General features: G+C 44.6%; 10 protein-coding genes. 6 read left to right on the plus strand and 4 right to left on the minus strand.

Translation table 11 applies throughout. The features are described 5' to 3' along the window. Nucleotides 1-217 precede the first annotated feature (217 nt). The 4 genes from ABF638_RS04610 to ABF638_RS04625 all read right to left on the minus strand — a co-directional run bounded on the left by ABF638_RS04610 (nt 218) and on the right by ABF638_RS04625 (nt 5,636). Nucleotides 218-778 (minus strand): hypothetical protein, encoded by a 561-nt coding sequence (locus tag ABF638_RS04610; protein WP_435020636.1) that lies wholly within the window; start codon nt 776-778, stop codon nt 218-220. A 127-nt stretch (nt 779-905) separates the two neighbouring features. Further along, the gene (locus ABF638_RS04615; protein ID WP_435020638.1) at nt 906-2,129 is read right to left on the minus strand and encodes a type II secretion system F family protein; all 1,224 of its coding nucleotides are present in this window, start codon (nt 2,127-2,129) and stop codon (nt 906-908) included. Between the two features lie 220 nt (nt 2,130-2,349). Then, on the minus strand, nt 2,350-3,480 hold the full coding sequence (locus ABF638_RS04620; RefSeq protein WP_435020640.1) for a type IV pilus twitching motility protein PilT: 1,131 nt from the start codon (nt 3,478-3,480) through the stop codon (nt 2,350-2,352). A 152-nt stretch (nt 3,481-3,632) separates the two neighbouring features. After that, a complete protein-coding gene (locus ABF638_RS04625) occupies nt 3,633-5,636 on the minus strand; it encodes a GspE/PulE family protein (protein ID WP_435020642.1) in 2,004 nt (667 codons plus the stop codon). Nucleotides 5,637-6,195: 559 nt separating this feature from the next. Between ABF638_RS04625 and grpE the strand changes: the two genes are divergently transcribed. From grpE to ABF638_RS04655, 6 genes are all read left to right on the plus strand, one after another. Next, nucleotides 6,196-6,945 (plus strand): nucleotide exchange factor GrpE, encoded by a 750-nt coding sequence (gene grpE, locus ABF638_RS04630; protein ID WP_435020644.1) that lies wholly within the window; start codon nt 6,196-6,198, stop codon nt 6,943-6,945. 227 nt (nt 6,946-7,172) lie between these two features. After that, a complete protein-coding gene (dnaK, locus tag ABF638_RS04635) occupies nt 7,173-9,131 on the plus strand; it encodes a molecular chaperone DnaK (RefSeq protein WP_435020646.1) in 1,959 nt (652 codons plus the stop codon). 791 nt (nt 9,132-9,922) lie between these two features. Continuing rightward, nucleotides 9,923-11,053 (plus strand): molecular chaperone DnaJ, encoded by a 1,131-nt coding sequence (gene dnaJ, locus ABF638_RS04640; protein WP_069070215.1) that lies wholly within the window; start codon nt 9,923-9,925, stop codon nt 11,051-11,053. After that, nucleotides 11,053-11,310 carry a sulfurtransferase TusA family protein gene (locus ABF638_RS04645; RefSeq protein WP_069070283.1) on the plus strand — a complete coding sequence of 86 codons (258 nt, stop codon included), beginning with the start codon at nt 11,053-11,055 and terminating at the stop codon, nt 11,308-11,310. The genes dnaJ and ABF638_RS04645 overlap by 1 nt, the downstream gene beginning before the upstream one ends. Then, nucleotides 11,307-12,446 carry a small ribosomal subunit biogenesis GTPase RsgA gene (rsgA, locus tag ABF638_RS04650; RefSeq protein WP_435020648.1) on the plus strand — a complete coding sequence of 380 codons (1,140 nt, stop codon included), beginning with the start codon at nt 11,307-11,309 and terminating at the stop codon, nt 12,444-12,446. Before ABF638_RS04645 ends, rsgA begins: the two co-directional genes overlap by 4 nt. A gap of 123 nt (nt 12,447-12,569) precedes the next feature. Continuing rightward, entirely contained in the window at nt 12,570-13,310 is a 741-nt protein-coding gene (locus ABF638_RS04655; protein WP_435020650.1) for a Uma2 family endonuclease, read from the plus strand. Nucleotides 13,311-13,341 lie beyond the last annotated feature (31 nt).

Consider the following 13,341-nt stretch of genomic DNA (forward strand, 5'->3'; position numbering starts at 1 on the left):
CTTTACTGCTAGAGTGCAGATTCAATATTTGTGTCCAAAGTTCAATTTTGTACTTAAATACTAATATGTCTTTTAATACAAAACTGGTATAAAACTCATATTTGATTCCTGAAAAAACCCAGTACAACTAAGAAGCCTTCTTTCCTATTGCCTATTGCCTACCTACGCAAATTAGTTCAGAAATCAAAGCGAATTCCTATATATTTCCTAACTTTTTCTAAGCTGGTGGAATTTCTGGAGAGAAAATATCTGTGAAATTTTCGTCAAGTAGCAAATCTGGTGTTTGGATAATAAATGGGAGTTCGGCTCCCACAAGGCCCCTTTGGATGCGTTCTAAAGTCTCACTAAAAACGATAAACAAAGGATATATGGTATTCGCTCCCTCACTCAAAATATGACTGTGCCGGAGAGGCATCAGCCACTCATAATCATTATCGAGGAAAACTTGGGTTTGTCGCCAACGTCCCAACAAATCAGAAAAGTCTTCGTGAGCACGATGAATAAAGACTAAAATTTCGGCTCCAGTTTTGATTTTCCACTCAGGATCGCACATCAAAATTGCCACATCACAGGGTAAGCAAATCGTTTGTGAGACTGTTGTAGCAGTGTTGCGAAGCCGAACAATTGGCAAGGGGATAGTGATGACACTTTCATCAGGACGGCGCAGACTGGGAATCATCTCCAAGTATGGCCGATATTGCTTTAGTAAGGCGATCGCAGCTAGATGATTGCTGTACTCTGCCAAACTCGCCTCGTACTGAGATTTTTGCACAGTCATAGTTTATTAAATAGTTCGGAGTTAAGAGTTTGGAGTTAAGAATAAAATTAATCAGTTAAGAGTTAAAAGTTAGGAATGAAAAATTTAATTCCTAACTCATGACTTATAACTCCTAACTATTAATCTTTTATCCCATCTTTTCAAATACCGCAAACATCGGTAGATACATCGCTAGCAAAATGGTTCCAACCATTCCCCCTAGAACTACAATCATCACCGGTTCCAAAATACTAGTCATTGCTTTTACAGCTTGCTCGACTTCATCTTCATAGAAATCTGCAACTTTCATCAACATGGCATCTAATTCTCCAGTTTCTTCTCCGATACTAATCATCTGAATTGCCATAGCCGGAAAAACGGCATCTTTTTGTAAAGCAAGGCTAATCATTCCTCCTTGTTGAATCTCCATGCGGGCTGCGTCTATGGCATTGGCAATTACTTGGTTTCCTGATGTATCTCGGACAATTTCCAAGCAAGTTAAAATTGGTACACCTGAACGAGTCAAAGAACCAAAAGTCCGGCTAAAGCGGGCAACCGAAGATTTTTGAATTAAGTCACCAAATAATGGCATTTTGAGGGAAAGACGGTCAATTGTGATGCGACCAACAGGAGTTTTACCGTATTGTGTAAAGGCAAATTTCAGTCCTACAAGAGCACCGAAAAGTACCACAGCCTTCGGACTTCTCAAAAATTGACTAGCATCCATCAAAAATTGCGTTAGAGCTGGTAATTCAGTTCCGATCTCTGTAAAAATCTTCGCAAAAACGGGAATGAGAAAAATGGTCATACCGAGAAAGATAGCAACTGCTATGAAACCCACGACCACTGGATAAGACAATGCTGATTTAATTTGGTTTTGTAAGCGGGCAACATCTTCTAACAACTTAGCTAAACGATTTAATACTTCGTCTAGAACACCACCAACCTCACCAGCTTGAATCATACTCACATATAATCCATCAAAGCAGTCAGGATGCTTCCGCATTGACTCTGAAAGATTCATTCCGCTTTGGACATCGTTGCTAATGTCTACAAGAGCTTGCTTCAGTTTAGGATTACTACACTGTTCGGAAAGTACCCCTAAACTTCTAACGATCGCAACTCCCGCATTCATCAAAACGGCAAATTGACGAGAAAAAACGGCTTTGTCCTTCACAGAAACCTTCACTAAGGAATTCTGGAATTTTTTGAAGGCAACATCTGGCTGAAATCCTTGAGATTGCTTGAGTTCTTGGATTACAAAACCTTGATCTCTGAGATTAGTACGAGCTTGCGTCAAGGATTCTGCAACAATTTTTTCTGTTCGGGATTTTCCTTGAGAATCCCGAACACGGGCAACGTAGTTTGGCATAAATTAATTTTTTCAAAATAGTCGTTATTTATTGGGCATGGGGCAAAACAGTTTCGTTAGCGGTAGCGGGGCGTTTATCCCGTTCTGAGTAAAGAAGTGAGATTTCCAACTCAGCACTCAGTACTCATAACTGGGCACTCTAGAGGGGCATGGGGCATAAGGGAAAGACTTACTGCAACTTCCTCTCTACTCCCTCATCCTCCTCATTTCCCCAGTCTCTTTAATGCGCTTTGGCAGTCGCACTAGGTTTCGCACCTGCGGCAGCTGCTTGCGGTGTAGAATTACCAATGAGACGTTGAATTTCATCTGGCTTAGAAGTTTTAGACATCGCCGCTTCAAAAGAAATCGTTCCTGCTTTGTAAAAATCGGCTAAAACCTTCTCCAGAGTTTGCATTCCCAATTTGCCACCAGTTTGAATAGCTGAGTAGATTTGAGATGTTTTGCCTTCTCGAATCAAGTTGGAAATAGCAGGAGTGACAATCAGAATTTCTTGAGCCATCACCCGACCATATTCATTAGGTTTAGGGTTTTTCTTGGACACCAAGGTTTGGCTAAATACCGCCACTAAGGAGTTAGACAACTGCACCCGCACTTGGGTTTGTCTTTCATGAGGGAAAACGTCAATAATCCGGTCAACTGTCTGTGCAGCAGAACTGGTGTGTAGCGTGCCAAATACCAAGTGTCCTGTTTCCGCAGCAGAAATTGCCAAAGAAATCGTTTCCAAATCGCGCATTTCTCCCACCAGAACAATGTCTGGATCTTCCCGCAAAGCTGCTTTCAAGGCATTAGCAAAGCTCTTAGTATCTTCACCCAGTTGCCGCTGGTGAACCAAGCTTTTTATTGGTTCGTAGACAAATTCAATTGGGTCTTCCACCGTCAAAATATGCTCTGCCTTGGTGCGGTTAATCAAGTCAATCATTGCCGCTAGAGTAGTTGTCTTACCGGAACCTGTAGGGCCTGTTACCAGAATTAGCCCTCTGGGCTTATCTGTCATTTCCCGCACGATATCTGGCAAACCTAATTTTTCAAAGTTAGGAATCTTAGAACTTAATGCCCGTAAGCAAGCAGCATAAGAACCACGTTCTTTATAGACATTGACCCGAAAGCGAGCCAAACCCTTAACACCATAAGAACAATCCAACTCCCAGTTTTGCTCTAGAGTTTTACGCTGGGTGTTGTTGAGCATACTAAAAATCAGCCTTTGACATTGATCTGCTGTCAATACATCCTCACCTATGGGGGTGAGTTTGCCACTGATGCGGAAATAGGGAGGCAAACCTGCGGATAAATGCATATCCGAGCCACCCATTTCAATCAACTGCTCCATCAAGTCTTCAATCATCATTTCCATATTTATGTTTCCTCTTAATGTTTGTTATTTGTTATTTGTCTTTTGTCCGTTGTCATTTGTCAGTTGTTTAAAGTTATTAAGCATTCACCAATGACTAATGACTAATGACTAATGACTAATGACCAATGACTAATGACCAATGACTATTAGTCTTAAAACCGAGGTGTCATACAGTAAGGACAATCCAGCCATTCTTGTTTCAATGTGGCATCGCAACTCCGACAGGTAAGACCAGTCTTGCGTTTGGCTTTTAACTCTGCTTCCAAACCAGTATCAGTAAACGTCACTCGTTCTACTTCTTCTAGAGTGGTGGAACCTTCACGCACTAAGTCCAAACTGTAAGCCAGCAAGGTTTTCATGCCCTCTTCTATTGCCACTTCCTTGATGCGTTCTGTGGGTGCATCTTCGTTGATGAGAGTTTGCAGGTTTTCGGTGACTCGCATAACTTCATAAACACCACAACGCCCTTTGTAGCCGATACCATTACATTTTGAGCAAAGCTGATTTTTGCCTTTGGCCTCAGCGATCGCATCTAATGTCAAGGTGTTAGCTTTGTAGAAGGTGACTCCCACATCAGAGGAAGCTGATAGACCATAACGAGCTAGTTCCTCGGTTGTAGGAGTGTAGGGAACACGACATTCAGAACATACACGCCGCACCAGACGTTGAGCGAGAACGCCAATTAGGGAGCTAGAAACCATGAAAGGCTCAATCCCCATTTCTCCCAAACGAGCGATCGCACCTGGGGCATCATTGGTATGTAAGGTAGTTAATACTAAGTGACCGGTCAAGGCAGCCTCAATGGCTGTTTTTGCCGTTTCTTTATCCCGCGTTTCACCCACCAGTAGCACATCTGGATCTTGCCGCAAGAAAGCCCGCAATGCGGTAGCAAAATCTAGCCCTTTTTCCCGAATCACCTGTACTTGAGTAATCCCTGGAAGGCTGTATTCAATTGGGTCTTCCACAGTACTGATATTAATACCGGGATCATTCTTTTCTGATAATGCAGAATATAGCGAGGTTGTTTTCCCAGAACCAGTTGGCCCAGTCACCAAAATTAGCCCAAAGGGACGGCTAACCATATCCTGGACAATATGTAAAGTCTCTGGATCGGTGATTAACTTATCTAATCCCAGTTGGGTGGAGGAGTTATCCAAAATCCGCAGCACCACCTTTTCCCCGTAGCGACTGGGTAAGGTATTCACCCGGAAATCCACTTTGCGTCCCTCAAACATCCGCCGGATGCGTCCATCCTGGGGTAGACGGCGTTCAGCAATGTCTAGATTGGAGATGATCTTAAATCGGGCTGTCACCGCTGGAATGATTTTTTTCGGTAGGGGATCAAAAGCTTCACGTAATACGCCATCCTTCCGAAAGCGAATGCGTAAGTTTTCTTCTTGCGGTTCTATATGAATATCAGAAACGCCCTCATGCAAAGCTTTAGCCAGGATTCTGTTAACTAAGTTGATGACTGGGGCATCCTCTGCACCCTTCATCGCTGCCCCTAGATCAGCCTCCATTTCTTCAGGAGCATCTGCAAGATCGAGATTTCCGAGGTTTTCTAAATCCTGATTAATATCTGTAAACTTTTCTTGTTCCAGGTGCTTCTGCTTAACAGCCATTTCATCCAGATATTGGTTGATTAGCTGTTGATAGTCTTCCTGTGTAATCACCATGCGCTGCAACGCCAAGCCTTGGGGGCGCAAAATGCGGTTCAGGTCATCGGAAGCCTCTAGATTATCTGGAGCGACCATCGCCACTAAAACTGAGGGTGGGGTTTGGTCTTCGTGTTTTGATAGTGGTACTAAACGATGGCGACGACAGATATCCACTGGGATGAGGGTTTCAATCAGGTTCCCCATCATCGTGTTGCCAACGGAGTTGACTTCCGGATCAAGGAATTCAACTCCGTATAGTATTTTCAGTTCAAATAGCTGTTGTTTTTTGTATTGCCTGAGTAACTCAGGCGATAATTGTTGCCCAGTAATTGACTCTAAGACTTCCGTTAAGGGTCTGCCAGATTTGCGGCTTTCAATTAATGCCTGCCTCATCTGTTCGGTATTGACATAGCCAGATTGCACTAGCTTGTTGCCAAAAGGCGAAAACTCTGTTCTGGTAGTTAGAGCGGTACTGCGCCGTTGTGGTGACGAGTTCATAAATGAGCGAATGAGTAGGGAAACCTCTGCTTAAAGTATTCCCAGGCTGTGAGACAGAATTCTCATTTGCCAAAAAAGTCATAAGTCTCCGAAACAGTTCTGTTAGCGATAGCTCAATACAGTTCAGATAAGACCAAAATACTTGTAGAGACGGCGATTTATCGCGTCTCAAAACCCACAATTTTCTACTATTAGCCCTTAACCCAAGCTTATTGCGCTATAGCTAACAGCATAAAAAATCCCAAAGCCAATGCCTTTAGCTATGGAAAAAGAAAAAAAGATTTCAAATAAGCATTGCTAAACCCCTATAGCGCGGATCTATTGACCAATCTCCCCAATCCCCAGTCCCTAATACCCAGTCCCCAGTCCTACTCGTTCGGGTTCCCGCCTTAGTGGCGTCTGGGCTAACGTGTTCACCATTTGTCACAATAAGATGACGGTTATATCAGTTCCAGGAACTTGTCGGCAACAAAATCAGCCTCAGCGGCACGTCGTGGATGACGACGGTTGCAAGCTGTAGAGATACACTGCCATAAATAGGATCTGGAATGAGTAGATAATGATGGATGAAAATAAACAGATAAACAATACAAGCCAGCAATTGGGTGAACCAACAGAGGTAAAGCAAGCAATGAAGAGTGACTCCCCAGCCCAAATTAATTTCAATGAATCTGGAAGCGAGGTGACAGAGCAAGTGGCAGCCCAAACAAATATGTCAGGGGATACTGCTACTCTCAATTCCGAAAATAGCGTCGCTGCAACTGAGAAAACTGAAGTGGAAACGGCAGCTTTGGCAGAACTAACTCAACAAATCGAATCCGTTAAAACGCAACTAGAGGAGCGTAGTACTCAATATATGCGGATTGCCGCTGATTTTGAGAATTATCGGAAACGCACTAGTAAAGAAAAAGAAGACCTAGAGTTGCAGGTGAAGCGGAATACGATTTTGGAATTGCTGCCAGTGGTCGATAATTTTGAGCGGGCGCGATCGCACCTGAAACCTCAATCTGATGGCGAAATGACCATGCACAAAAGTTACCAAGGCGTTTACAAACAATTAGTAGATAGCCTGAAGCGCTTGGGTGTATCACCAATGCGTCCTGAAGGTCAAGAATTTGATCCTAACTTGCATGAAGCAGTAATGCGGGAACCTACGGATGAACATCCTGAAGGAACAGTGTTAGAAGAGTTAGTGCGCGGATACTTCTTAGGCGATCGCGTGCTACGCCATGCAATGGTCAAGGTAGCTGCTCCCAAGGAAGATAGCCCTGCGGCATCAGAAGATCAGTCGAGTTCAGCCAACAGTTAAGCTGTAATCGCTCGCCTCGCTGACCTCAAGTGCCTGGGTTCTAGCAAGAACAAGCATCGCGTACCTATACAAGGACAAGGCTTTGGATAACTCTCTGTGTTTCACCTTCTCTCTTGCTACCAGTAACAGGGGTTCCACAGACGTTATCCGCTAGCCTTGGTTCGGAGCAAAAAAAGTTAGTCCGCGACACATTACAGCAGAAAGACTCAGTAAAAATACTGTCAAATATGGGAAAAGTTATTGGGATCGACTTAGGCACTACTAACAGTTGCGTCGCAGTTTTGGAGGGCGGTCAACCACTGGTGATCTCCAATTCTGAAGGTGGACGAACTACTCCAAGTATTGTGGGATTTGGGAAGAGTGGCGATCGCTTGGTTGGTCAATTGGCAAAGCGCCAAGCCGTAACCAATGCTGAAAACACAATTTACAGTATTAAACGATTTATCGGGCGACGTTGGGAAGACACTGAAGTAGAACGCGATCGCGTCCCCTACAACTGTGTCAAAGGTCGAGATGATACCGTTGATGTCCAAATTCGCTCAAAAAACTACACGCCACAAGAACTATCTGCTATGATCCTGCAAAAGCTGAAGCAGGATGCAGAAAATTTCTTGGGTGAGGAAGTCACTCAGGCAGTGATCACCGTACCAGCATATTTTACAGATGCTCAAAGACAAGCCACTAAAGATGCTGGCACGATCGCAGGATTAGAAGTCCTGCGAATCATCAATGAACCAACAGCTGCGGCTTTAGCTTTCGGATTAGAAAAGCAAGACCAAGAGCAGCTAATTTTAGTATTTGACTTGGGAGGCGGTACCTTCGACGTATCGATCCTGCAACTTGGGGATGGCGTTTTTGAAGTTAAAGCGACTTGTGGTAACAACCACTTGGGTGGAGACGACTTTGATAATGCGATTGTCCTTTGGATGATGGAACGCTTTCAGGAACAAGAGAAAATCGACCTTTCCAAAGACAAGATGGCATTGCAACGCCTGCGGGAAGCAGCGGAAAAGGCAAAAATTGAACTCTCCAATATGGTAAGTACTTCCATCAACTTGCCATTTATCACAGCTGATGACGGCGGGCCAAAGCATCTGGAGATGGAACTCAGCCGCTCTAAATTTGAAGAACTCGCAGGGAAATTGATTGAAGGTACCATCGAACCGATGATCCAAGCGCTCAAAGATGCGGATCTTAAACCATCAGCCATAGATCGGATTATTTTGGTAGGTGGTTCTACGCGTATTCCCGCAGTCCAAAATGCCCTGATTAAGTTTTTCAACGGCAAAGCTCCCGATCGCTCCATCAACCCTGACGAAGCTGTAGCATTGGGAGCGGCTATCCAAGCAGGTGTATTGGGTGGCGAAGTCGATAATCTCTTACTATTGGATGTCACCCCTCTATCTTTGGGAATTGAAACCTTGGGTGAAGTATTCACCAAAATTATTGAGCGCAACACCACAATTCCTACGAGTAGATCACAAGTTTTTTCCACAGCGGTTGATGGGCAAACCTCTGTAGAAATTCATATCCTCCAAGGTGAACGGGCAATGTCACGAGATAACAAGAGTCTCGGCAAATTTCTGCTAGCAGGAATTCCCCCATCGCCCCGTGGTGTACCGCAAATTGAAGTATCCTTTGAAATCGATGTTAATGGCATCCTGAAGGTTTCTGCCCAAGACAAAGGTACTGGTAGAGAACAGAGTATTAGAATTACCAATACAGGTGGCTTGAGTACCAACGAAGTCGAACGGATGCGCCAAGAAGCCGAACTGTTTTCCGAAGAAGATAGAAGACGTAAAGAACTGGTTGAACTCAAAAACCAAGCAGATAATCTGTTGTTCAGCTATGAATCCACCATCAAGGATAATAGCAACTTTATCGGCGACCAGATGAAAACCTTGGCTAGTGAAAAAGTTTCACAACTCCAAGCTGCAATGATTGACTCCAGCATTTCCACAGTGGAATTTAAGCAGCGCTTAGACGACTTCCAACAAACCCTGTTTGCAATTGGTGCTGATGTCTACAATCGAGCTAACAATCAAAGTGATGAGATTGAGGAGTCTTCAGGTAGTCACTTTACCCCAGAAGTAGACTCACCAATGAATGGCACACTAATACCACAATTCAATTTTGATTTTGACGAAGAAAGTACCGCACAGGCTGATTATGAGGCGATAGATTAAGGGTTGGGAATGGGGCATTGGGCATTGGGCATTGGGCATTGGGCATTGGGAATGGGGCATTGGTGGAGAGGGGAAAATTCTTCTCCCTTGCTCCCTGCTTCTTCCCCAATCCCCTAGGTTGCAAATTTTCATTAAGACATTTTAATATATAGCCGTAGTCACACAGATTAGGACAGTGTTGATTGCTCAAAGTCTTGAAACAACTGGGTTTTTACTCAGCACGGGCTAAACGCCCCGCTACCGCTAACAGCACTCAGCACTCAGCACTTAGCTATATCTAAATATTTAGCGAAGTTTCACAAGACCCCAGCAGTTTGCTAGATTGTAGAAGCAAATTACTTTGAGCTAGGCAGTGTGCCAGTTCAAATGTACTTCCATTGCATAAGGGTGGTTTTCCACACCTAATGGTGCGGCTAGCTCCTCTGGTTGATGGGCGGGGTTTTCCTCTCCTAAGTAGCACAATTGTAAAAGAGACAGCCGACTCGGCAGTGAGAAGTCTGAGCAGAGGCTTCCCCTGTTCCTAACTTCTATAGCTTTTGTCGTCTCCCACGAGGAAAGCACCTGTGCTCAAGATTTGTCGGTGATTTTTGTAAAAGGTAAAGGGTAAAATCAGTTATTAACAAAAATTAATTTTATCTTCTGCCTGGACTCCGGCAAGCTTCCCTTTAAAGGATACTGTGTTGCTCTTGCATATTCTGTAAAGCAAAACGCCTTCCCGTAAAGTAGCAAGCGACCGTGAGTGACGTTCTACTGACTTCTGCTTTCTTCCTTCTAACTTTTACCTTTGCTATATGGCCCGCGACTATTATGAAATCCTGGGTGTCTCTCGTGACACCGACAAAGAAGAAATCAAACAAGCCTATCGCCGTTTAGCCCGGAAGTATCACCCAGATGTGAACAAAGAACCGGGGGCGGAGGATCGCTTTAAAGAAATTAACCGCGCTTATGAGGTACTCTCGGAACCCGAAACCCGCGCTCGTTACGATCGCTTTGGGCCAGAGGGTGTGTCGGGTGCTGCTGGCTCGGGCTTTCAAGATGTCGGCGATATGGGTGGTTTTGCCGATATCTTTGAAAGCATTTTTAGTGGCTTTGCTGGCGGTATGGGTAATCCCACGCAACAAAGACGGCGCAGTGGGCCTGCGAGGGGCGATGACCTGCGGCTAGACCTGAAGTTAGACTTTCGGGAAGCGGTATTTGGTGGCGAAAAAGAAATTCGCATTTCACATTTAGAAAATTGTGAAGTCTGTAGCGGTTCTGGTGCTAAACCTGGAACCCGCCCTCGGACTTGTTCAACTTGTAGCGGTTCTGGTCAAGTCCGCCGTGTCACGAGAACACCCTTTGGCAGTTTCACCCAAGTCTCGACTTGTCCCACCTGTAATGGCACTGGGATGGTCATTGAAGATAAGTGTGATGCCTGTGATGGTAAGGGCGCAAATCAAGTCACAAAGAAACTCAAAATTACCATTCCGGCTGGGGTAGATAATGGCACACGCTTACGGATTTCTAGTGAAGGAGATTCCGGTCAGCGCGGCGGCCCTCCTGGGGATTTGTATGTTTACTTGTTCGTCAATGAGGACGAAGAATTCCAACGGGATGGGATTAATATTCTCTCGGAAATCAAAGTTAGCTACCTGCAAGCAATTTTAGGTTGTCGGTTAGAGGTAGATACGGTAGATGGCCCAGTGGAACTGATCATTCCAGCTGGAACCCAGCCAAATACGGTGATGAAGTTGGAAAATCGTGGCGTACCCCGCTTGGGTAATCCCGTAAGTCGTGGGGATCACATGCTGAACGTATTAATTGATATTCCCAATAAAGTCACCCCAGAGGAGAGGGAACTGTTGGAGAAGCTGGCTAAAATTAAGGGAGATCGCACTGGTAAAGGCGGTCTAGAAGGATTTTTGGGAAATTTATTTAAGTGATCAAGCCCTCTTCTGTTTCAACTCCCGATGCTCAACTTGATTTACGCGGCACTCCTTGCCCAATTAATTTTGTACGGACAAAATTACGTCTGGAAAAAATGCCATTGGGAGGTTTGCTAGAAGTCTGGCTAGACCCTGGTGAGCCGATTGAGCAAGTTCCCGATAGTCTGACAATGGCAGGTTATCAGGTGGAACAAATTACAGATTGTGCTGGTTATTTTTCTCTGTTAGTGCGCCGTCCACTTGCTGGCCAATGACAGGGGAAAATTTTGCTGTAACTGGACAGTTATTGGGTACGGTGGTCGCTGTACAGGCTAATTTTTACCGAGTACAGCTGGATCAAGAGGATGGGGAGCAGAAGAGTAGGGGAGCAGAGGAGAAACTGAATTTAAATGCCCCTCTGCCCCTCTGCCCCTCTGCCCCCTTGCCTCCCCTGCTTCTCTGTACTCGGCGAACACGTCTGAAAAAAATCGGACAACAGGTGATGGTAGGCGATCGCGTTGTGGTAGAAGAACCAGATTGGGCTGGAGGACGGGGTGCGATCGCTGATGTTCTAGCCCGTCAAAGCGAATTAGATCGTCCGGCGATCGCCAATGTTAACCAAATCCTATTGGTATTTGCCGTTGCCGATCCACCTTTGGAACCTTATCAACTCAGTCGGTTTCTAATTAAAGCTGAGTCTACTGGCTTGGATGTACTTTTATGTTTGAATAAAAGTGATTTAGTTTCATTGCAGGAACAGCAGCAAGTTAGCGATCGCCTTCTCGGTTGGGGCTATGAACCAATATTTATCAGTGTTAAAGATGGTATTAATACTGACCAAGCAGCCAAATACCTGAGCAATAAAATTACTGTAATCGCTGGGCCTTCCGGCGTTGGCAAATCCAGCCTGATTAATACGCTAATTGACTCTGCCAAGCTGCGAGTTGGAGAAGTTTCTGGTAAACTGGCTCGTGGTCGTCATACCACTCGCCATATAGAATTATTTGAGTTGCCTAGCGGTGGTTTGCTGGCAGACACTCCCGGTTTTAATCAGCCGGATATGGATTGTATCCCAGAAGAATTAATCCACTATTTCCCAGAAGCCAGAAAGCGGTTAGCAGTTGCTAGCTGTCGATTTAGTGATTGTCTGCATCGAGACGAGCCTGAATGTGCGGTGCGGGGAGACTGGGAACGATATGAACATTATTTAGAATTTTTGGACGCTGCGATCGCTCATCAAACACAGCTACACCAACAAGCTGATCCAGAATCCACCATGAAGCTAAAAAGTAAAAGCAAAGGCAAAGGGCAGAGTCAATACGAACCCAAACTAGAAAGTAAAAAATATCGCCGGATTTCCCGAAAGACTCAGTTACAAGACTTGCAGGAGTTATATCGGGATGAAGAATAAGGAGTGCAATGTCTACGATGGGCTGTGACGCTCGCGGACTCGCTACCGCTACGCTATCGGTGTAGCACTTCTATGCAAAGGTTGGTCACGATAGCATAGATACAAACATAAAAACTATCTTCTATGTCTCAGCCCCTTGCTGCCACCCCTAGTTTAGAAGATGTCACTGAGAGTATAATTTTCCCACCAGGTGATATCTATAGTGACGAACCCCCTTTGGAATCTGACTTACACCGAGAACAAATTGATTTACTCATTCGCTTGATTAAATGGTGGTGGCGCGATCGCGAAGATTTTTATGCTACCGGCAACCTGACGATCTATTTCAGTCCCAATCAGAAAAAGTCAGAAGAATTTCGAGGGCCGGATTTCTTTGTGGTTTTAGATACAGAGAAAAAAGACCGCAAAAGCTGGGTTGTATGGCAAGAAGACGGCAAATACCCCAATGTGATTATTGAGCTATTATCTAATTCCACTGCCTCGGTTGATAAAGGTTTAAAAAAGCAAATTTACCAGAATACATTTCGCACTCCAGATTACTTTTGGTTTGACCCAAATAACCTAGAGCTACAGGGATTTCACTTAGTTGATGGGCAATATCAAGACCTTGTACCCACTGAGTCGGGTTGGTTGTGGAGTCAGCAGTTAGGGCTTTATTTGGTAGTATATTTAGGGAAATTACGCTTTTTTACCCCAGATGGACAGCTGGTGATGTTGCCAGAGGAAGAATCAAACCAGCAGTTAGAGCAGGTAAACCAACAGTTACAGCAAACAAATCAACAATTAGAACAAGAACGTCAACGGGCTGCAATATTAGCAGAACGCTTGCGAGCCGCAGGTATTGATCCTGAGCAAATATTCTGAAAAATAGAATTTTATCTCTAAACTAGGCATA

This window comes from Nostoc sp. CALU 1950, assembly GCF_051172895.1.
GTDB classification, from domain to species: domain Bacteria; phylum Cyanobacteriota; class Cyanobacteriia; order Cyanobacteriales; family Nostocaceae; genus Nostoc; species Nostoc edaphicum_A.